General features: G+C 68.7%; 23 protein-coding genes. 6 read left to right on the top strand and 17 right to left on the bottom strand.

The genetic code is table 11. The features are described 5' to 3' along the window. The first annotated feature begins 168 nt into the window (after positions 1–168). Positions 169–1,368 carry an AI-2E family transporter gene (locus ABEA39_RS04335; RefSeq protein WP_345373601.1) on the top strand — a complete coding sequence of 400 codons (1,200 nt, stop codon included), beginning with the start codon at positions 169–171 and terminating at the stop codon, positions 1,366–1,368. 46 nt (positions 1,369–1,414) lie between these two features. On the opposite strand, the gene ABEA39_RS04330 is transcribed toward ABEA39_RS04335, so the two are convergent. After that, a complete protein-coding gene (locus ABEA39_RS04330; protein ID WP_345373599.1) occupies positions 1,415–2,017 on the bottom strand; it encodes a TetR/AcrR family transcriptional regulator in 603 nt (200 codons plus the stop codon). A 91-nt stretch (positions 2,018–2,108) separates the two neighbouring features. Here ABEA39_RS04330 and ABEA39_RS04325 point away from each other — a divergent pair, with 91 nt between their 5' ends. Next, positions 2,109–2,840: an SDR family NAD(P)-dependent oxidoreductase gene (locus ABEA39_RS04325; protein WP_345373597.1), complete on the top strand. Its 732-nt coding sequence runs from the start codon at positions 2,109–2,111 to the stop codon at positions 2,838–2,840. A gap of 41 nt (positions 2,841–2,881) precedes the next feature. On the opposite strand, the gene ABEA39_RS04320 is transcribed toward ABEA39_RS04325, so the two are convergent. After that, a complete protein-coding gene (locus tag ABEA39_RS04320; RefSeq protein ID WP_345373595.1) occupies positions 2,882–3,178 on the bottom strand; it encodes a hypothetical protein in 297 nt (98 codons plus the stop codon). Positions 3,179–3,260: 82 nt separating this feature from the next. Between ABEA39_RS04320 and ABEA39_RS04315 the strand changes: the two genes are divergently transcribed. Next, positions 3,261–3,719 (top strand): neutral zinc metallopeptidase, encoded by a 459-nt coding sequence (locus ABEA39_RS04315; protein ID WP_345373593.1) that lies wholly within the window; start codon positions 3,261–3,263, stop codon positions 3,717–3,719. Positions 3,720–3,789: 70 nt separating this feature from the next. Here the strand turns inward: ABEA39_RS04315 and ABEA39_RS04310 are convergent, their stop codons facing one another. Beyond that, on the bottom strand, positions 3,790–4,749 hold the full coding sequence (locus tag ABEA39_RS04310; RefSeq protein WP_345373588.1) for a LysM domain-containing protein: 960 nt from the start codon (positions 4,747–4,749) through the stop codon (positions 3,790–3,792). Between the two features lie 80 nt (positions 4,750–4,829). Further along, positions 4,830–5,996, bottom strand: coding sequence for a N(5)-(carboxyethyl)ornithine synthase (locus ABEA39_RS04305; protein WP_345373586.1), 1,167 nt, complete (start codon positions 5,994–5,996; stop codon positions 4,830–4,832). 212 nt (positions 5,997–6,208) lie between these two features. Here ABEA39_RS04305 and ABEA39_RS04300 point away from each other — a divergent pair, with 212 nt between their 5' ends. Then, complete coding sequence (locus ABEA39_RS04300; RefSeq protein WP_345373584.1) at positions 6,209–7,366, top strand: fatty acid desaturase family protein; 1,158 nt, start codon at positions 6,209–6,211, stop codon at positions 7,364–7,366. Between the two features lie 18 nt (positions 7,367–7,384). Here ABEA39_RS04300 and ABEA39_RS04295 read toward each other — a convergent pair whose 3' ends face one another. The 10 genes from ABEA39_RS04295 to ABEA39_RS04250 form a co-directional block, all read right to left on the bottom strand. Continuing rightward, positions 7,385–8,650, bottom strand: coding sequence for a type II toxin-antitoxin system HipA family toxin (locus tag ABEA39_RS04295; protein ID WP_345373580.1), 1,266 nt, complete (start codon positions 8,648–8,650; stop codon positions 7,385–7,387). After that, positions 8,647–8,991, bottom strand: coding sequence for a helix-turn-helix transcriptional regulator (locus ABEA39_RS04290; RefSeq protein WP_345373577.1), 345 nt, complete (start codon positions 8,989–8,991; stop codon positions 8,647–8,649). Before ABEA39_RS04290 ends, ABEA39_RS04295 begins: the two co-directional genes overlap by 4 nt. 55 nt (positions 8,992–9,046) lie before the next feature. Further along, positions 9,047–9,778, bottom strand: coding sequence for an SDR family oxidoreductase (locus tag ABEA39_RS04285; protein ID WP_345373575.1), 732 nt, complete (start codon positions 9,776–9,778; stop codon positions 9,047–9,049). A 132-nt stretch (positions 9,779–9,910) separates the two neighbouring features. Then, the gene (locus tag ABEA39_RS04280) at positions 9,911–10,126 is read right to left on the bottom strand and encodes a DUF1653 domain-containing protein (protein ID WP_345373572.1); all 216 of its coding nucleotides are present in this window, start codon (positions 10,124–10,126) and stop codon (positions 9,911–9,913) included. 44 nt (positions 10,127–10,170) lie between these two features. Then, positions 10,171–10,545: a VOC family protein gene (locus ABEA39_RS04275; RefSeq protein WP_345373567.1), complete on the bottom strand. Its 375-nt coding sequence runs from the start codon at positions 10,543–10,545 to the stop codon at positions 10,171–10,173. Positions 10,546–10,636: 91 nt separating this feature from the next. Further along, positions 10,637–11,344 (bottom strand): helix-turn-helix transcriptional regulator, encoded by a 708-nt coding sequence (locus ABEA39_RS04270; RefSeq protein ID WP_345373564.1) that lies wholly within the window; start codon positions 11,342–11,344, stop codon positions 10,637–10,639. Next, complete coding sequence (locus ABEA39_RS04265; RefSeq protein WP_345373562.1) at positions 11,341–11,514, bottom strand: hypothetical protein; 174 nt, start codon at positions 11,512–11,514, stop codon at positions 11,341–11,343. Before ABEA39_RS04265 ends, ABEA39_RS04270 begins: the two co-directional genes overlap by 4 nt. Before the next feature lie 55 nt (positions 11,515–11,569). Beyond that, positions 11,570–12,022, bottom strand: a complete 453-nt coding sequence (locus ABEA39_RS04260; protein WP_345373560.1) for a glyoxalase superfamily protein — start codon at positions 12,020–12,022, stop codon at positions 11,570–11,572. Positions 12,023–12,079: 57 nt separating this feature from the next. Continuing rightward, positions 12,080–12,769, bottom strand: coding sequence for a hypothetical protein (locus tag ABEA39_RS04255; protein ID WP_345373558.1), 690 nt, complete (start codon positions 12,767–12,769; stop codon positions 12,080–12,082). 12 nt (positions 12,770–12,781) lie between these two features. Next, positions 12,782–14,533: a CocE/NonD family hydrolase gene (locus ABEA39_RS04250; RefSeq protein WP_345373556.1), complete on the bottom strand. Its 1,752-nt coding sequence runs from the start codon at positions 14,531–14,533 to the stop codon at positions 12,782–12,784. Positions 14,534–14,654: 121 nt separating this feature from the next. Between ABEA39_RS04250 and ABEA39_RS04245 the strand changes: the two genes are divergently transcribed. Then, positions 14,655–15,281: a TetR/AcrR family transcriptional regulator gene (locus ABEA39_RS04245; RefSeq protein ID WP_345373554.1), complete on the top strand. Its 627-nt coding sequence runs from the start codon at positions 14,655–14,657 to the stop codon at positions 15,279–15,281. A gap of 76 nt (positions 15,282–15,357) precedes the next feature. On the opposite strand, the gene ABEA39_RS04240 is transcribed toward ABEA39_RS04245, so the two are convergent. Both ABEA39_RS04240 and ABEA39_RS04235 read right to left on the bottom strand, forming a co-directional pair. After that, positions 15,358–15,558: a hypothetical protein gene (locus tag ABEA39_RS04240; protein ID WP_345373552.1), complete on the bottom strand. Its 201-nt coding sequence runs from the start codon at positions 15,556–15,558 to the stop codon at positions 15,358–15,360. A gap of 33 nt (positions 15,559–15,591) precedes the next feature. Next, on the bottom strand, positions 15,592–16,017 hold the full coding sequence (locus ABEA39_RS04235; protein WP_345373550.1) for a nucleotidyltransferase domain-containing protein: 426 nt from the start codon (positions 16,015–16,017) through the stop codon (positions 15,592–15,594). 128 nt (positions 16,018–16,145) lie between these two features. Here ABEA39_RS04235 and pip point away from each other — a divergent pair, with 128 nt between their 5' ends. Further along, positions 16,146–17,192, top strand: a complete 1,047-nt coding sequence (gene pip, locus ABEA39_RS04230; RefSeq protein ID WP_345373548.1) for a prolyl aminopeptidase — start codon at positions 16,146–16,148, stop codon at positions 17,190–17,192. On the opposite strand, the gene ABEA39_RS04225 is transcribed toward pip, so the two are convergent. Beyond that, positions 17,189–17,527 carry a YciI family protein gene (locus ABEA39_RS04225; protein WP_345373546.1) on the bottom strand — a complete coding sequence of 113 codons (339 nt, stop codon included), beginning with the start codon at positions 17,525–17,527 and terminating at the stop codon, positions 17,189–17,191. The genes pip and ABEA39_RS04225 overlap by 4 nt on opposite strands. Between the last annotated feature and the right edge of the window lie 441 nt (positions 17,528–17,968).

Here is a 17,968-nt window from a genome sequence, read left to right as displayed (position 1 = left end):
AGGGTCCCGTCCCCTCCCCCAGGCTGAGAGGCGCGGGCCACCGGGGAGGCGCGAGCCCCGGTGAGACGCGGGCCACGCAGACGGCCACCGGTAGAGTCAGGAGTCCCCTCGCGGCGGCACGCAGGGTCGCGGACGCCGCCCCCGCACCTGCCGACCACGAAGGCTGCCATGCCCCTCGACCCGCCGCCCACCCGCCGCCGTCCGCCCGGCGGAGCCCCGCGCATCCGACCGTCCTCTTCGCGCCCCCGGCGCATCGCGCTGCCCGCCCGGAACAGCCACGACGCCCAGAACCACCGAGGCCCGCGGGATGCACGTCCGCGCCCCGTCGCCCTGCAAGCGTTCCGCGTCGGGCTCGTGGGTGTGCTCGGGGTCGGCCTCGGGCTGGCCATCATCGGCGGCGTCCAGACCATCGCCTCGCTTCTGACCTACATCGGAGTCGCCTACTTCATCTCGCTGGCCCTCGAGCCCGTGATCGTCTGGGCCGGGCGCCATCGCATCCCCCGCTGGGGTGCCGTCAGCGGCGTGTTTGCGATCCTCGTGGCCCTCGCGGCGGCACTGGTCTTCACCGTGGTCCCGCTCGTCGGGCACCAGATCGTCGGCCTGGCCAAGCGCACCCCGGCCGCCCTGGAGACCCTCACGAGCGAGCCGTGGTTCGCCGACCTCACCAAGTCGCTCGGGGTCGACGGCGGGGTCCACGGTCTCGTCGAGGCGGCGACCGACTTCCTCAAGGACCCCGCTCACCTCAGGTCGATCGGCGGCGGCCTTCTCTCCGTCGGCACCGGCGTCGTCGACGGGGCGACCGCGGTCTTCGTCGTGCTGATCCTGACGGCGTACTTCACGTCGACGCTGCCTCGGATCACGAACAAGGCGTTCCAAATGATCCCGGCCTCGAAAGCGGTGTCGTACCGGCCGGTCTATGACGAGATGACGCACTCGGTCGGCCGGTACGTGGCGGGGCAGGTGCTGCTCGCGGCGTTCAACGCACTGCTGACGTGCATCCTGCTGCTGGTCTTCCAGGTGCCGGGCGTCGCGCTGCTGACCGCCGTCGCATTCGTCGGGGCGTTGATCCCCATCGTCGGCACCATCGTCGAGGCGCTCATCATCATCGCCGTCTGCCTGTTCACGTCGCCGGCCGCCGCCATCGCCGCGATCATCTTCTACCTCGTCTACCACCCGCTCGAGGCGTACATCCTGACCCCGCGCGTGATGTCGCGGGCCGTGCACGTGCCGGGCGCCCTGGTCGTGATCGCGGTGATCGGCGGCGGTGCGCTCGGCGGGATCCTCGGGGCCCTGGTCGCCGTGCCGATCGTGGCGGCGGCGGTGGTGCTCGTCGAGCGCGTGATCGTCCCGTTCCAGCGGCGGCGGTAGTTTCCCCACCTTGTCGGCGACGGAGGGGCCGGGCTGATGGCGCGCCTCAGGGCCACTTCGGCGCCGGCATCGCGAGGGGGCTGGCCCCCTCAGGGCGCATGCCGTCGAAGATGATGCCGAGGTAGCGACGCCAGAGATCCGGCGGCGGGTTCTCGAGGAACTCGGTGACGTGCACGGGCGCGCAAGTGAGCAGGAACACGTCGGTGGCCGTGATGTCGGCCCGGATCGCCCCTGCATCGCGCGCCCTCGCGACGAGCGACTCGATGTGGCCGAAGAGCTCGTCGCGGAGCCGGGCCACTTCGGGGTTCGCAGCACTGGCCGTCAGCAGGAAGTTCACGTCGTGCTGCTGTCTCTGGTCGGCGGCCAACGTCAAGAAGCCCAGCAAAGCGAGCCCGGGATCCGGGTCGTCGAGGAACCCCGCCGCCCCCTCCGTCAGGGTCGCCATGTGCCCGGTGACCAGCGCGGCTATCAGCTCCTCTTTCGATGCGAAGTGGCGGAACACGGTGCCCTTGGCGACGCCGGCGCGGGCAGCGATGTCGGCGATGGAGGCCTCGGCCCCGTGCTCGGCGAACTCGGCCTCGGCGGCCTGCAAGAGCAGCTCGCGGTTGCGGACGGAGTCGGCGCGGGGCGGTCGTGTCGGGGAGGTCACAGGTGTCAGCCTATCAAGTTGACCGATGGGTCAGTTTGTGTTTATTCTGGCCGAGTCAACATAACCGCATGGTCATTTTACGGAGGAACTCATGGATCTGCAGGGTGCAACAGCATTGGTCACGGGCAGCAATCGCGGATTGGGCGTCCATTTCGCGACCCAACTGGTCAGCCGGGGAGCCAAGGTCTATGCGACTGCGCGCCGCCCCGAGCTGGTCGACATCCCGGGGGTCGAGGTGCTGGCTCTGGACATCGTCGACCAGGCGTCGGTCGCTCGAGCGGCTTCGATCGCCACTGACGTGGACGTCCTCATCAACAACGCGGCTTTCACGGACGGAGGCAACCTGGTGACGGGCGACCTGGACTCCATCCGGGCCGTCATGGACTCGAACTACTACGGCGCCCTCTACATGGTGCGGGCGTTCGCTCCGATCTTGGCCCGGAACGGCGGCGGAGCGATCCTGAACGTCCTCTCGGCTGCGGCCTGGAACACCGTCGACGGCAACAGTGCCTACGCCGCTGCGAAGTCGGCCGAGTGGGGCCTGACCAACGCGGTGCGAATGGAACTGGCCGGTCAGGGCACCCAGGTGAGCGCCCTCATCCCCGGGCTCATCGCCACCCAGACGCTGAAGGACTTCATCGCCGCCCAGGGGATGGTGCTGCCCGACGGTGCGATGACGGATCCGGCGGACCTCGCACGCCTGGCGCTCGACGGGCTCGAGGCGGGCGAGGTGGAGATCCTCGACGCGATGGGTGCCGCCGCCAAGGCGTCGCTCGTCGGGCCGCCGCGGGCGTTCGATCTGTCGGACATCGCGGCCGCCTGATCGGAGGTGTCGGAATCCTTGCATAACACTCGATATGAGGTTTAGGGTTCGACCACCCGGATCACACCGCCTCCCGAAGGGCACCCGACGATGAAGTCTTCCCGTTCGACGACCTTATTTGCAGCCGCTCTGGCCACGGCCGGCCTGTTTTCGCTCACCGCGTGCCAGGGGTCGTGGAGCGCGAGCGCGCCCCCGGCGGCCGTGACGGAGACGACGACCGTGACCCCGAGCTCGGCCCCGGCGGCGTCGGCGACGCCTACCCCGTCGCCGACCCCCACCGGGGAGGCGTCGCCGACTCCGACGGTGTATCCCCAGGAGGCGGCGATGGAGTCGAGCATCGACGATGCGGTGCGCGTCGTGAACCAGTTCTGGGGCCAGAACTGATCGCAGTACTTCGAGACGACGTACCAGCCTCCGGTCGTGGTCGGTCTCTATGACGGCACCGACTCCACGACCGAGCACTTCTGCGGGCCCGACCCCCTCCCGGTCGACAACGCCCAGTACTGCTACGTCGACAACAGCGTGAGCTGGGACCAGTCGTTCATGCAAGACGGCTACACCACCGGCAAGTACTGGGTCTACATGGTCATCGCTCACGAGTGGGGTCACGCCGTCGTCGAGCAGAACCCGGAGATCGAATGGGGTGAGCCCGAGCTCCAGGCCGATTGCCTGGCCGGGGCCGCTCTCTACGGCGGCGCCACCGACGGCTTGATCGCATTCGGCCCTGACGCCACGAAGGAGTTCGCGACCGACCTCAGTCAGATCGGCGACGAGGCATCGTGGTCCGAGACGAACGACCACGGCGACTCGCTCCAGCGCGTGAACTTCTTCAGCCTCGGCAAGGAGTACGGGGTCAACGGCTGTCTCGGCGACGACTGACCTGCCGGCACACTTCCCCGGGCCAGCGCGCCTGTCGCAAGTCGACCGCCGCCGACGCGCCCGCGAGTACCTACAGCACGTCGGGATCGAGGTTCAGCGTCGTCCCCGAGTACAGGTACTGCTGATCGCCGAACACCTGCAGGTTCGGATTCAGGTAGATGAGGTCGGCGATCGACAGCCCGAAACGCGCTGCCACCACCGAAGTGAGGTCTCCCGAGGCGATGAGGTAGCGCGAGGGAGCACCGGAGGCCGCGTGAGCCGTGACGGTCCCCGAGGCCAGCGCCCGCGTGCCGCCGTCGACCGGATGCACGTTCGTCGCCCGTGCCGGAATCGACCACCGCACGGGAGTCACGGCGAGCACCTTGCCCGACTGGATCTCGGTCGGCAGCCCGCTCGCGTTCACCGGCGCCGCCGAGTAGGTCACGAGCGACGTCAGGTACGACGGCTTGCCGGTCTTGCCCAGGGGTTCGGCCGAGGACTGCGGCGCGCTGGTGGGCCCGCCCAGCAGACCGTCGCCGGTGCCGTGGGAGGTCAACCCGTCGCCGACGCTCGGCGCGATCTGGAACAGCGTCGCCCCCACCGGCACGGGAAGCGTTGACGTGAACCCGGAGTACTGCACCGAGTAGGTGGTGTCGCCGTTCGACACGAACCGGTAGTGGAAGTGGATGCTGCCCTTGGGTGAGGAGACGTCCCCCTCGGCGACGACGGTTCCGGTGGGTACAGGCGTCGAGTAGGGCGGCGGCACGACCGGCGCAGCAGGCGCCGCGGGCTCGGGCGTCGCGGCGTGCGACACGGCCGGGTTCGGAGCCGCCGTCGGAGCGGACGACGGCGCCGGCGTCGGCGAGGCGGAGTCGGTCGGAACGGTCGAGGCGGAGACCCGGGGCGTGGGATGCGCGGAGCGGGTCGTCGTGTGCGTCACCGCGTTCTTGTGAGCCGGAGAGCACCCGGCGAGCATCCCCGTCACCGCGATCGCGGTCGCCGCCACGGCGACACCCCGCTTCCACCCGAACCCCCGTGCGACGTCGACCATGACTCCCCCTTCTTTCGCAGCCTAGTACGACGTCGGAGAGGGCCGGGGGCAGCCGCCGCCTCGACCGGCCAGGGTCGCCGTCAGGGCAGTGACGGGTAGGGATGCTCGGCGGAACGCTTCTGAAAAGTCAGGATGGCTTCATTCCGCACGCGCCCGCCCTCGATCTCGATCGCCCGGTGAATCGTCTCCGACTCCGCCCACGACGACGGACCCTCCATGATGGTGCGGAGGAACGGGAGCAGCGCCTCGCTGATCTCCCAGGTCGTCGAGTTCCACAGCAGCGACGGGCTGTGGTCGACGGCGTAGTAGTTGGTGGTCTCGCCGACGGTGAACATCGGGTCCTTGAAGGTCGTCGTCTTCGCCCAGCTGAAGCCCATGCCCTCGTCGATGGAGACGTCGACGATCAGGCTGCCGGGACGGAAGGCGTCGAGGTCTTCGACCCGCAGGTAGGTCAGGGGCGCGTTCGGGTCCTGGAGGGTGCAGTTCACGACGATGTCGTTCTGCGCGAGGTACGGGGCGAGCGGGACGGGTCCGTCTTCCGCATGGACGGTGCTCTCGAACGGATTGTCGGGATCGTGCTCGAACGTGATGATGTCGACCGACGGGATGGGCGAGCCGACGGCGGCGATCCCCCGGTTGGTCAGGACCCGGACGTCGTGGATCCCGTGAGCGTTCAGGGCCGTCACCGCGCCTCGGGCGGTGGCGCCGAAGCCGATCACGACAGCGCTGAGGCGGCGGCCGTAGTCGCCCGTCGAGCCGCAGAGCTGCAGCGCGTGCAGCACCGAGCAGTAGCCGGCCAGCTCGTTGTTCTTGTGGAACACGTGCAGGCCGAAGCCGCCGTCCGCCTGCCAGTGGTTCATGGCCTCCCACGCGATGAGGGTGAGCTTCTTGTCGATGGCGAGCTGGGTGATCCCCCTGTCCTGGACGCAGTGCGGCCAGCCCCAGAGCGTCTGGCCCTCGCGGAGGTCGTCGAGGTCGGACGTCTGCGGCTTCGGCAGGACGACGACGTCGGCGAGCTCGACGACGGTCTCGCGATCGGCCATGAGGCCGACGAGAGGCTCGAGTTCGGCGTCCTTGATGCCGAAGCGGCTCCCATAGCCGCGTTCGAGGACGATGTTCGCCCGGAGGTCGGCGTCGATCCGTTCGAGGTGGGCCGGGTGGATCGGGAGGCGGCGCTCGTCGGCCTTGCGCGACGTGGCCAGCACGCCGAGGCGCAGCAGACCGGGCGTCAAATGGGTTTCACTCATAGTGGACCTTAGGGGTGCCGCATGTGAGAGATCGTCCGGCCTGTCGGCCGAATGGCGGACCCGTAGCTGAGAAGTGACGCGCCGAAACCGTGAGAACGCCTTGGTTCGGTCGCTAAAAAACTTTCCTTGCTTAGTCTGAGCCCAGGTTGCCTCAGACCCTGGCCTCCCACCCCGACCAGCGCCTGTGCGCATCCCCCGCAGATTGTGACTGAATGACCTCTCTGGCAGCCCGTCCCGCGACCACCGCGCCGGCCCCTTCCGCCTCGTCCCTTCCTCCCGTTCGCAACCACAAGGAGCTGCCCGCCGGCTTCCGCGGGACGACCTCGGGTGAGACGTCGAAGCCGATCAGCACGTACACGGCGCTGCTCGCGAAGGTGCGCGAGGCAGGGCTGCTGAAGCGTCGCACGGGCTTCTACATCACGGTCTTCGTCGTCATCACGACGCTGCTCGGCATGGCGGTCACCGGTTCGTTCCTGCTGGGGCACTCCTGGTTCCAGCTGCTCATCGCCGCCGGCATCGGGCTGCTCTTCACCCAGTACGCGTTCCTCGCGCACGAGACCGCGCACCGCCAGGTGTTCGAGTCGGGCAAGACCAGCGACCGCGTCGGCCGCATCCTCGCTGCGGGCGTCGTCGGCATGTCGTACGACTGGTGGATGTCGAAGCACACGCGCCACCACGGCAACCCGAACACGATCGGCAAGGACGGCGACATCGCCTACGACACCGTGTCGTTCCTCGAGCAGGACGCCGTCAAGCAGCGCGGCCTCAGCCGTCTGTTCACGCAGCGCCAGGGCTACGCGTTCTTCCCGATCCTCCTGTTCGAAGGCATCAACCTGCACGTGCTGTCGTACAAGACGCTCTTCGGCCGCAAGAAGGTCAACAAGCGTTCGCACGAGATCGCGATGGTCACCCTCCGCTTCGCCGTCTACCTCGGCATCGTCTTCTGGTTCCTGCCGGTCGGCATGGCGTTCGCGTTCCTCGGTGTGCAGCTCGCCGTCTTCGGCCTCTACATGGGTGCCGCATTCGCGCCCAACCACGTGGGCATGCCGATCATCCCCGAGACGTCGCGGGTCGACTTCCTCTCGAAGCAGGTCCTGACCTCGCGCAACATCCGCGGCCGCGGCATGACGCTCGGCATGGGCGGTCTCAACTACCAGGTCGAGCACCACCTGTTCCCGAGCATGGCCCGACCGCACCTTCGTGCCGCCTCGAAGCTCGTCCAGGAGCACTGCCTCGAGCACCGCGTCGAATACACCGAGACAACACTGCCCGCCGCCTTCGGCATCGTCGTCCGCTACCTCAACAAGGTCGGGCTCGCGGCGCGTCGGCCCTTCGACTGCCCCATGGCAGCGGAGTACCGCCCGCGCTGACGCGCGCTCCGCCGAGCGTCAGTCGAGGGCCAGGGCCCATTCGCGCTGATCGGCATCGAAGCTCGATTCGTAGGCAGCGCGTTCGGTCGCCGCAATTCCGAGATCTCCGGCCACGTGGTCCCAACTCGAGACCGCTGTCGCCACTCGTCGAAGGACACCGCGGGCCGATGCGGCGCTGAGTCGGAACACCGACGCACTCGTGAGCAGGTTGCTGAGCTGCCGGTGACTCGGATCGTCGGAGTCGTTGACCGCCCGGGAGTCGATTACGCCCCGTTGCCGACTGGGGTTCACATCGAAGAGCGGCGAGAGTCGCCACCCGTTCTCGTCATGCAGCAACCCGTGGTTACGCCAGTGGTCGTCGACGTTGTTGACGAGAATGGACAGCGCGATCCGGCCGAACATCTCCGCGAGGTCGGCCGACGGTGCGACACTCCAGCGATCGATCGCGTCCGCGAAGTCCTCATAGGTCTTGCGCGAGCCGTCGTCGTGGGCTCCGAGCTCGAGGGCGGTTCGCCCTGACATGAAGCCGAGCCGCTCTCCTGAAGAGTTGCGATCGAAGCGTTCCGACACCAAGACGGATCGTCCTGTGTCAGGGCCGGCCAGGTGCCAGACCGGAGTTCGGAGACCCGCGGCGCCCGCGAGGGACAGTGCCACGGCTTCCCATCTCTCGACGTCGAAGCGACCGTCTTTCGAATGCGGCAGCTTGGCTATCGCGAGCGTGCCCTCGTCTGTCACGACATTCGCTTTCGGGCGGGCTCCGCCCGGGGAGGTCGCCACATCTCCCAGGTAAGCGATGTCTTCGTCGGTCGCCTCGTCGTCTTCATACCGCTGGGCAGCATCGACGATTCTCGGGATGTCGTGGAGGTTGGCCACACCGACTTCGCTGGAGAGCCACGGGCCGGTCGTCCGAAACCGGAGAGCACCCATTCTCGTATGGTCGGAGACGCCGAGCAGATAGTCGAAGTCACCGAGGCGCGCTGGAAGGGCTTCGTCGTGCCGACGCCTTCGCACGTGGTCGGCGCGGATGAGTTTTTGCCCCCAGTCGTCCGGGGCGGCGTCAGTGAACGCGCCCGGGAGGACGCTGTTCTCCTCGGTGTACTTCCGACCGGCACGAAGGGGAAGATCGGGCGAGATCTGCCAGCCGTCCCGGAGGTAGTCGGAATCGTATTCGAACGACGACGAGGCCAGCACCCGGCCCGACGTGAGCGAAGGGCGAAGGGTGCCGACGCGTCGATCCAGGCCAGCCCGTGTCGTCCAGACTTCGACGTCCTCCCTGCCGATCACAGCTTGCCGCCGTTTCGAAGGATGTCATCGATGCGTGCCCGGGCCGCATCGCTCCGGAAGGGGTCGATTCCGGCCACTGCGGTGTCAGCGATGCCGAGAGCGCCCAGAATGGCGAACAGCGAGTCGATCCGCCCGCCCTCTCCCGTCTCGATCAACTTCAGCGTCTGACGGGAGACGGCGGCTCGGTCGGCGAGTTCGAGAGCGGACATGCCGTTGATGGCACGCCAACGGCGAATGTTCTCGCCGAATTCGACGAGCTGTTTCTTCCGCCGTGGCGACGAACGCTGCACCATCCTGACCTCCTGAATGAAAATCATGCCAATAAGGCTGCGATCTGACACGATTTCAATTCATCCTACTTCGGACTGTGCATCCCCCGCGTCGATGTGAGGTGGGTCAGGGCACGATCTGCTTGACCGGGCGCATCAGGATCTCCTGGATCAACACGTTGGCGGGCTGCGCGAACGCGAAGACGAGGGCCTGCGCCACGTCGGCGGACTGGAGGGCGTCGAGCTGGATCCGGCGCTGGTGGATCGCGTCGCTCACGTTCTCGCCGAACTCCGACCAGGTGGCACCGGGCTCGAGGACGGAGACGCGGATGCCCTCCTCCCCCAGTTCTCGGCGGAGCGCGTCGTGGAAGCCGACGACCGCGAACTTCGTGGCGCTGTAGACCGACCAGGTCGCTGCGCCGAAACGGCCGCCGACGCTCGACACCGTGCTGATCATGGCGCCGGGCCGACCGCGGAGCAGGGGGATCGCCGCCTGCGTGCAGTTGAGGACGCCGTACAAGTTGGCGTCGATCATCGTCTTCCAGTCGGCCGGGTCGCTGTCGTCGAAGTTCGAGCTGATGCCGATTCCGGCGTTGTTGAAGAGCAGGTCGATCCCGCCGAAGCGGGTCTTCAACTCGTCGAACAGGGCCGTGACCGCGGGGGCGTCGGCGACGTCGAGCCGGGCGACGGTGGCCGCGTCGCCGAGTTCGGCGGCGAGGGCCTCGAGGCGCTCCACTCGTCGAGCCACGAGGACGACATGGACGCCTTCTTCGACGAGGAGCCGCGCCGTGGCTTCGCCGATCCCGCTCGACGCGCCGGTGATGACGGCGACTTTTCCGGTGAGGTCCTGCATCTGCATGGGTGCTGCTTTCCGTAAGGGGGTGGTGGCCACCACGCTAGCCCTGCCCATGCCCGGCGACATGTGTTCGCCAAGTCCGTGATCGACTCCGGAGTCGATCCATGAATTCCGACGCACACTCCCCTGACGCCCTCATTCGACCCGAGCGAACCGCGGCCCGTCGTAGCCGTCGCGCACGACGTGCGCCGTGAAATCGGCGACGCTGCGAACCCAGTGTCCTCGCTCGCCGTAGAGGGCCTGATAGACGACGACAGGCTCTTCGGTCTCGGTGTCGCGGGCGAGCAGAACCACTTCGTAATCGTTGCCCTTGAAGTGGCGGTAGCGGCCGGGGCGCACGTCGGTGGTCATTCGGCGAGGCTACCGGCGCGCCGCGACCGTCGCCGCACCGTCGATCACCCGGCAGGCCGCGAGAACAGGTTCACCAGGGTGCCGTCGGGATCGCGGAAGAGTGCCGAGCGATTGCCCCAGGGCATCGTCGTCGGCTCCAGCACGACGGTGTCGAGCGACGACCGCAGCCGCTCGAACTCGGCGTCGACGTCCTCCACGAGGAACTCGACGATCACCGAGTCGTTGCGACCAGGCTGCGGGGCGCGGTCGCCGAGCATCGCGACCGTCGCGGTGCTGCCGATGGCGAGGAGGGCCGACGACGTCCGGATCTCCGCGAAGACGGGTGCCGGCCGTGCCGCCGTCGTGCCCGTCACCTCTTCGTAGAACGCGGTGAGGCGGTCGATGTCGTCGGTGATGATGCGGATGGAGGCGAAGTCCATGGGGGTTCCTTTCGTCGAGCCGGGGCGGCCCGTCAGACCCATGGTGCGATCCGTCGGCGACACCGTCCTGTCGGTGTTTCGAGGTCGGTTCCTAGACGTCTTGCCCGAGCGTCCGCAGCTCTCCAAAGGAGACGTCGATGTCCGAGGTCCGGAGTTCGCGCCGCGGCGGCCTCTCCCCGGTCGTCGTCGCCGCGACGATCCGGTCGCCCCGGAACGCTCGCACCGCCTCGCGCGTCCGGCACCATGCGACCAGATACCAATGCGAGCCCCGGCCGACGTACCCGAGCGGTTCCACCTCACGACTCGTCTCGACCCCGCTCCGGTCCGCATACGACAGACGCAGCACCTGCCCGGTGCGGAGCGCCTCCGCCAGCACGCGGGCCCCCGGGGTGGCCGAAGGGCGGGGACCGTCCGAGAGCAGGTGGATGCGCGTGGCCAGCGCCATGCTCTCGGCGAGGCTCCGATCGTCGGTGACCGCTCGGACCTTCCGCATCGCCGAAGCGGCGGCCTCGGCGAACGGACTGGCGGCGAGCATCCCCAATGCCACCGTCATGGCGAGAGCCTCGTCGACCGTGAGTCCCAGCGGAGCGAGGGTGTGCGCGGCATCGAGGCAGTAGCCGCCGGTGCGGCCCGGCTCCGCCCAGATCGGCACTCCGCTCTGCTGCAGCGCGGTCAGGTCGCGTTCGATGGTGCGGGAGCTGACCTCGAAGCGGGCGGCGAGCCACCGGGCACTCCGAGGTCGAGGCGACACGGCTCGGAGCTCTTCGACCAGGGCGTAGAGGCGGTCGGTGCGGTTCACGGGCGGGGCTCCGAGGACCGTGCATCCCACCAGCCTTGCGTCTTTACGAATTCGCGGCGAGGACCCCGGGCCACGCGCCCGAGGACGGTGGCGCCGCTCGGTGCGAGAGGGGTGGGGAGGTCGCCGAGATCACGGTTGTTGCGGTAGCCGTCCCAGGAGAGCGTGCCCATGCCGAAACCCTAGGCGATCACCACCGAACACCTCGCGGCGGCACGAACACCTCGCCTAGGAGGTGTGTTCGTGCCGCCCGGGGGTGTTCGTGCGACGGGCGCCCGAGGCGGTGTGGAAGATGAGCCGGTTGCCGAACGGGTCGGGGATCTCGAGGTCGTCGCCCCATGGCTGGTGCGACAGGCCGATCCGCAGCGGGTAGATCGGGCTCTCCTCCAGGCGCTTCTGCAAGGCGGCCACGTCCGCGACCTCGATGCGCACTGCGGAACCGGGCGTGGCGTCGCCGTGGTGTTCGCTGAGATGCAGGACCGCGCCCTCGAGCGAGACCTGCTGATAGAGCGGCAGGCCTTCGTCGAAGCGGTGCTCCCAGTCCACCGTGAACCCCAGGAAGTCCACGTAGAAGCGGAGCGCCTCGGGGCCGGGGAAGGTGCGCAGGATCGGGATCACCACGGGCGGGGGCGGAGGGGTGGCCCCCAGGCTGCCGCCGGCTTCGTCGCTCGAGTCGTCCATGGCTCCCGGTCTAGCACCGTCCGGGCCCAGACCTCCACCCGCCTCCGCGGATCGCCCTTAGCCCGCCGCGACCTCGGCAGCCGCGCGCAGGATCCACGTGCGGAACTCCACGGCGAAGTGCTCGAGGTGCTGCTCGACCACCTCGGGCGCGCAGGTCGCGGGCAGGGTGACCGAGAGTCGAGCCGTGAATCCCCCGTCTTCTTCTTCGTCGAACGCGTTCGCGATCGAGCCGACCACGGTTCCGTCGGCGAGCAGGATGTGCGAGCGACGCCCGGCGGGCCGCTCGTCCGTCGCGGCCGACAGCTCGCGTTCGACGATCGCGCTGTCGTCCCACGGCCGCATGAAGAACGAGCACACGTACCGGTCGAGGGTCTCGACGATGTTGACGTTCTGTCCGGGCTCCGCGTGGATCGAGTAGTGCTCCGGGTTGCCGGCGAGCATGACGTCCTCGCGGGCGAACGCGGCGCCGAGCCACTGCCCGAACCGCGCCGCCGTGATCCCGCGTGCTCGAAGCGTCGTCGTGCCGGTCGTCTCCTCCCCCGCCGAGCGGGCGAGGTGGTCACGCAGGAAGGCCTCGCCCTCGGCGATCTCGTCGGTGAGCAGCTCGAGGATCCCGTCCCGCCCGAGCTTGTCCTTGAGCAGTGCCAGGGCGCGTCGCGCGGAGAACAGCTCGTAGCCGTCGATGGTCGAGTCGCTGTCGTCTCCCGCGAGACGAACCGACTGCTGCGTCGTGGGTTCCGTGGTCATGATCGTGATCCTTCAGTTCTGGCGGGCGGCGGCCTGGAGAGGCAACTGCAGGTACGAGGGATGCACGCCTCCGGTGTGGATGACGTGCTGCCCCGAGTTCGCGCCGACGTACTCGCGGATCGCGGGCATGAGCGTGCCGAGCAGGTTCCGCGAGCTGACCACGAACCGCAGCTGTTCGCCCGGGTGGAAGGCGAGGCCGACCGGCAGCAGGTCGATGTCGATCTCGACGATCTCCCCCTCGGACAGCTTCTCGACCCGGTCGAAGGTGTGGGCGGGCACATCGTCGGTCGAGAGGTGCTCGTCGAGGTGCCGGGCGGACACCCGGAGTCGCCCGTCGGATCCCTTGTAGCGGAGGATCGTCGCGCCGTGGTCGGTGAGGTCGTGCGCCATCGCCGACGCGTTGGGCACGGTGAACGCCTGGAGCGGCGTACCCCAGCGGTCGAGTTTCTGCACCAGCACGAAGAGGTCGAGGTCGTCGGAGCCGCGTACCTCGACGAACAGGTGCGCCTTCGGATAGCCGACGAGCACCGTCTCCTCGTCGAACCGGGTGAGGAACGACACCGCGTTCGGGTTGGACTCGACGGCGTAGGAGGCCTCGGCCGCGCTGCTGGGAATCGTCGTCGACAACGATCGGCCGCGGCCGTCGAGGTAGTACTTCGTCGAGACGGCATCGGCCGGCGGGAACGAGTCCGCCGGGAGTGCGACCCGGTCGCCGCCCTCGAGGTCGAGCACCGAATAGCGGACCCGGGGCGTCTGCTCCCACCCGTTGTCGTCGCCTTTGAGGAAGCGGTCGAAGAAGCCGCGGAGGTCGTCGACGTTCTGCTCGTCGTAGTAGTCCGGCCACTCCTGGGAATTGTGGATCCGCAACCACTTCTGCTCCGACGCGATCCGGCGCCAGGCGCGGAAGGTACCGGCCGTGTGAAGGGTGTTGGAGTAGCTGGCCACGACGTAGGCCGGCACGGTGATCTTCTCGAACTCGGGGATCTTGTCCTCCCAGAGGTCGGTCATGAGGGGATACGCCGCGACCTCGGAGAGGATGTCCTCCTTCTGGTTTGTGCCGAAGAAGCTGCCGTCCTGTAGCTGCTGAGCGAACCCGGTGTCGGGCATCCCGCCACGCATGACGAGGTCGCGGTAGACGTCGCTGACGCCCTCCCACGGGTTGATCGCCACGAGGTGCGGCGGTTGTTCCGCCGCCGTGAACCATTGCGACACGGCGAGATAGGAGGTACCGCTCATCCCCACCTTGCCGTCGCACCAGGGCTGCTCGGCGAGCCATTCGATCACGTCGTAGCAGTCGCGGCCCTCCTGGCGATCCCAGAGCACGCTGTCGCCCTCCGAGTCCACGACGCCGCGGACGTCGACGTTCGCGATCGCGTACCCGTGGGCGCACCAGTACGCGGGATCCGGGGCCTCGAATTTCTCCAGTCCCGAGACGACGCCGTTGTCGAGCCCGACCAAGCCGAAGACGCCCATCACGCTGACGGACGTGCCCTGGCCCTTCCCGTACGGGCTCCAGGCGACGATCACGGGGAAGGGGCCGTCGCCGACGGGGCGGAAGACGTCGAGGTGCAGGGTCACGCCGTCGCGCAGGCGGACGGCGGTGTCCTTCTCGAAGACGATGGCGATCGGCAGGGGTTTGAAGGGCGGCGCGACCTGGAAGCCGGCCTCGAGGGTGCGGGTGCCCGGTTCGAACGGGGTCAGGAGGCCCGTCCGGGGAGCGGGCAGCGGGGTGGAGGGGACGTAGATCCTCTTCGTGTCGGTCATGACGATCTCCTTGCTCTGGTGAGCCCGCCATCGGACTCTCGTGCTGTGGCGAGCGTACGTCTCCGACGGAAAAAACTCAACAGCCGTTGAGGTCGCATTAGCGGACATCTAAAGTGGGGGCATGACGGCGAAAACTGCTCCGGTCACCAGCCCGCGGGTCGGGCGGCGACGCGGGCCGACGAGCACCCGCGACGGTGTCCTCGCCGCTGCCCGCGCTCGCTTCGCCAGCGACGGCTTCGCCGCCACGACCATTCGTCGCGTCGCGACGGACGCCGGGGTCGACCCCTCCCAGGTCATGCAGTTCTTCGGGTCGAAGGACGACCTCTTCGCTGCGGTCATGGCGATTCCGGCCACGGCCCTGGCGCGCTTCGACACGGCCTTCGAAGGCCCGAGCGAGCACCTCGGAGAACGGGTCGTCCGCGCCTACCTCGAGGCGTGGGACGCCGAAGCCAGCGAGTCCGAGCCGCTCATGGCCATGCTCAGAGGTGCCGTCGTGAACGAGGCGGCTGCGGCTGCGCTCCGCGAGTTCATCCAGTCGCGGCTGTCACACGGCATGGCCGGTCGCAGCGGCGACGCCCTCCTCCGGGCCGGGCTCGCGGCGTCCATGCTGATCGGGATCATCGTGAGCCGTCGCATCGTCGGCGTCCCCGCTCTGGTCGCGGCCGACACGGATCGGCTCGTGGCAGCGGTGGGGCCGGCGCTGCAGGTTCTGCTGGTCGCGCCGACCGGCTGGCGCCGTTCCGCGTAGACACACCTCGGCGGCACGAACATGCTTCCTAGGCCCTTGGGTTCGAGCCGCTGAGGTGTGTTTCGGCTCGGCGGGTTCAGCGAATGCCCGTGTACCGCCCGCGCAACGCCACGAAGGTCACGACGATCGCCAGCCCCACGGCCAGGATCACGATGCCGAACAGCTGATGCTCGAGCCGGGCCACGAAGCCGCCGTAGCCGAAGAGCCCCATTCCGATCACGAAGACCACCCACAGCCACGCCGGTGTCTTTCCCGGTGGCCTCGACTCCTCTGTCATGGCGCGAGCCTACGTCCGCCGTGGCGTTTCCGTTCAGCCGAGGGCGGCAGCGGCCTTCCGCAGCAGTCCGTCATCGTGCAGGATCCGGTGGCCGTCACCGAGGACTCGCGCGGTGCCTTCGTCGAGCGGTACGTCCGCCCACGTCGAGGGTGCGAATCCGAGTTCGACGATCAGCCCGGACCGGAGACGGAATCGTCGCTCGTGCACTGGGCCCCACCGCCCGCTGCGCACGAGATGAGCGGCGGGATGCAGACTCGCGAACCATGCCGAGTCGGCGATCTCGTCGGGTGCGTCGCTCAGAACGAGTACGTCGATATCGCTGGACATGCGCTCCTGCCCACGCGCGTACGAGCCGACGATCGCCGCGGCCCGGATCTCGCTCGTGCGCCGTGCCCACCGCTCGATCTCCTCGGTGACGCGGGCCGCCTGCCTGCGTCGCGCGGCGAATCGTGCACTCATGTCCTCCATGGTGCGCCGCTCACGTCACCGACCGCCCGAGGACTGTTTACTGAGACGGCAGTGCCCGCCCTCCCCGGCGGTGCCCGTCCTCTCGCCCGGCAGCAAGTCCCCTTCACGAAAGGCCCCCGATGCGCCAGCTCTACCCGCCGCTCGAACCGAACCGCCACGGGCTCCTCGACGTCGGTGACGGGCAGCAGGTCTACTGGGAGGAGTGCGGCTCCCCCACCGGCAAACCGGTCGTGTTCCTGCATGGCGGCCCCGGGGCGGGATGCTCCCCCGCGCACCGTCGCCTCTTCGACCCCGCCCGCTACCGCATCCTCCTGTTCGACCAGCGCAACTGCGGACGCAGCCTGCCCCACGCCGGCGACCCCGCGACCGACCTGTCCGCGAACACGACGTGGACTCTCGTCGACGACATGGAGCGACTCCGCGAGCACCTCGGCATCGACACCTGGCAGGTGTTCGGCGGATCCTGGGGGTCCGCCCTGGCCCTCGCCTATGCCGAGACGCACCCGCAGCGTGTCAGCGAGCTCGTCGTCCGCGGCATCTTCACGCTGCGGCCGAGCGAGATCGACTGGTTCTACGAGGGCGGGGCAGCGAACATCCTGCCCGACCTGTGGGAGAAGTACGTCGAGCCGGTGCCGCCCGAGGCGAGAGAGCGGGGGATGCTCGTGCCCGCCTTCGCGCGCCTCCTCGCCGACCCCGATCCCGCCGTTCACGGCCCGGCCGCGGTGGCCTGGGCGAGCTGGGAGGCCGCCTCGATCACGCTGCTCCCTCGCCCGGACCTCGTCGCCGCCCACGCCGATCCCACCTACGCGTTGGCCTTCGCTCGGATCGAGAACCACTATTTCATGCACGACGGCTGGCTGGAACCGGACCAGCTGATCCGCGACGCAGGGCGCTTGGCCGCGATCCCCACCGTGATCGTGCAAGGCCGGTACGACCTGTGCACGCCCGCCGTGACCGCGTGGGATCTGCACCGAGCCCTGCCGTCCGCGGAGTTCCGCATGATCGACGACGCGGGGCACGCTTTCGACGAGCCGGGCATCCTCGACGCGCTGATCGAGGCCACCGATCGGTTCGCGGGCGACCCGTCCGGCGACTCGTCCGGCGCCCCCGCCGTCGGGGATGCGGTCGGGGGTGCCGTCGGGGGTGCTGTCGGCGCTGCCGGCTAGCTCTCGGGGTCGAACATGAACTCGCGCAGCTCCTGCGAGCAGCGGCACGAGACGGCGATCCTCCGCGCCCAGTCCTCGGCCGTCGCGCGATTCGGCAGCTCGAGGACCGTGAACCCGCCGCGGAACTCCGACCCCGGATAGGTGCCCGGCGACACTGCGCCGTCGGCCGCCACCACGACGGGTTCGACGGCTTCGTCGATGCCGCCGCCGAACACGTACACACCTGCAGCCTTGGCCTCGGCGATCACCGCGTGCGAGTCGGCGGCGACCTGCGGCAACTCCTCAGGGGTCACGACCATGGCTTCGCTCGGAAAGGAGATCAGGTACTTCGTCATGGGCCCATGGTGCGCGGGATGCACGGCCTCGGCAACTGCGAACACCGCGGTCGGCTGCATCCCCCGTTCTCGCCCTCGTTTGCGCGACCCGACGCGCTTCGGCCACGGAGCCATGTCCGCGGCACCGGCACCACGGCCGATCCGCGTCGCCTCACCCGCCGGCCCCGCCGATCGCGCCAGCCCCGCCGATCCGCCGTCCGCGGGGGCGACTTCTCTCCCGGGCCGTTGTCGCTCGGCGTGAATTCACCGAAAACGACAACGGCTCCCGGTTGCGGTGATTGTCCTGTGTGGTGAATTCACCGCAGAGGACAACGGCTCCCCGGCTGCGGCCATTGTCCGGCGTCGTGAATTCACCGACAACGACAACGGCTCGCGAACCGAACGACTCCTCCCGGGAGTCGTGCCGAAGGCTGCCGGGCTCGGATGACTACGGTCAGCTCG

It is taken from the genome of Frondihabitans cladoniiphilus (genome assembly GCF_039544345.1).
Lineage (GTDB): Bacteria > Actinomycetota > Actinomycetes > Actinomycetales > Microbacteriaceae > Frondihabitans > Frondihabitans cladoniiphilus.
The sequence above is the reverse complement of the archived record's forward strand: the minus strand, read 5'-3'. Positions and strand labels throughout refer to the sequence as shown.

Bases quoted from the DNA above. Each gene is read 5' to 3' on its own strand.
- ABEA39_RS04335 (WP_345373601.1), top strand. From the start codon at position 169: ATGCCCCTCGACCCGCCGCCCACCCGCCGCCGTCCGCCCGGCGGAGCC.
- ABEA39_RS04325 (WP_345373597.1), top strand. From the start codon at position 2,109: ATGGATCTGCAGGGTGCAACAGCATTGGTCACGGGCAGCAATCGCGGA.
- ABEA39_RS04320 (WP_345373595.1), bottom strand. From the start codon at position 3,178: ATGCTCGACTCCATCGCCGCCTCCTGGGGATACACCGTCGGAGTCGGC.
- ABEA39_RS04310 (WP_345373588.1), bottom strand. From the start codon at position 4,749: ATGGTCGACGTCGCACGGGGGTTCGGGTGGAAGCGGGGTGTCGCCGTG.
- ABEA39_RS04305 (WP_345373586.1), bottom strand. From the start codon at position 5,996: ATGAGTGAAACCCATTTGACGCCCGGTCTGCTGCGCCTCGGCGTGCTG.
- ABEA39_RS04300 (WP_345373584.1), top strand. From the start codon at position 6,209: ATGACCTCTCTGGCAGCCCGTCCCGCGACCACCGCGCCGGCCCCTTCC.
- ABEA39_RS04285 (WP_345373575.1), bottom strand. From the start codon at position 9,778: ATGCAGATGCAGGACCTCACCGGAAAAGTCGCCGTCATCACCGGCGCG.
- ABEA39_RS04280 (WP_345373572.1), bottom strand. From the start codon at position 10,126: ATGACCACCGACGTGCGCCCCGGCCGCTACCGCCACTTCAAGGGCAAC.
- ABEA39_RS04275 (WP_345373567.1), bottom strand. From the start codon at position 10,545: ATGGACTTCGCCTCCATCCGCATCATCACCGACGACATCGACCGCCTC.
- ABEA39_RS04265 (WP_345373562.1), bottom strand. From the start codon at position 11,514: ATGGGCACGCTCTCCTGGGACGGCTACCGCAACAACCGTGATCTCGGC.
- ABEA39_RS04260 (WP_345373560.1), bottom strand. From the start codon at position 12,022: ATGGACGACTCGAGCGACGAAGCCGGCGGCAGCCTGGGGGCCACCCCT.
- ABEA39_RS04255 (WP_345373558.1), bottom strand. From the start codon at position 12,769: ATGACCACGGAACCCACGACGCAGCAGTCGGTTCGTCTCGCGGGAGAC.
- ABEA39_RS04250 (WP_345373556.1), bottom strand. From the start codon at position 14,533: ATGACCGACACGAAGAGGATCTACGTCCCCTCCACCCCGCTGCCCGCT.
- ABEA39_RS04245 (WP_345373554.1), top strand. From the start codon at position 14,655: ATGACGGCGAAAACTGCTCCGGTCACCAGCCCGCGGGTCGGGCGGCGA.
- ABEA39_RS04240 (WP_345373552.1), bottom strand. From the start codon at position 15,558: ATGACAGAGGAGTCGAGGCCACCGGGAAAGACACCGGCGTGGCTGTGG.
- ABEA39_RS04235 (WP_345373550.1), bottom strand. From the start codon at position 16,017: ATGAGTGCACGATTCGCCGCGCGACGCAGGCAGGCGGCCCGCGTCACC.
- pip (WP_345373548.1), top strand. From the start codon at position 16,146: ATGCGCCAGCTCTACCCGCCGCTCGAACCGAACCGCCACGGGCTCCTC.
- ABEA39_RS04225 (WP_345373546.1), bottom strand. From the start codon at position 17,527: ATGACGAAGTACCTGATCTCCTTTCCGAGCGAAGCCATGGTCGTGACC.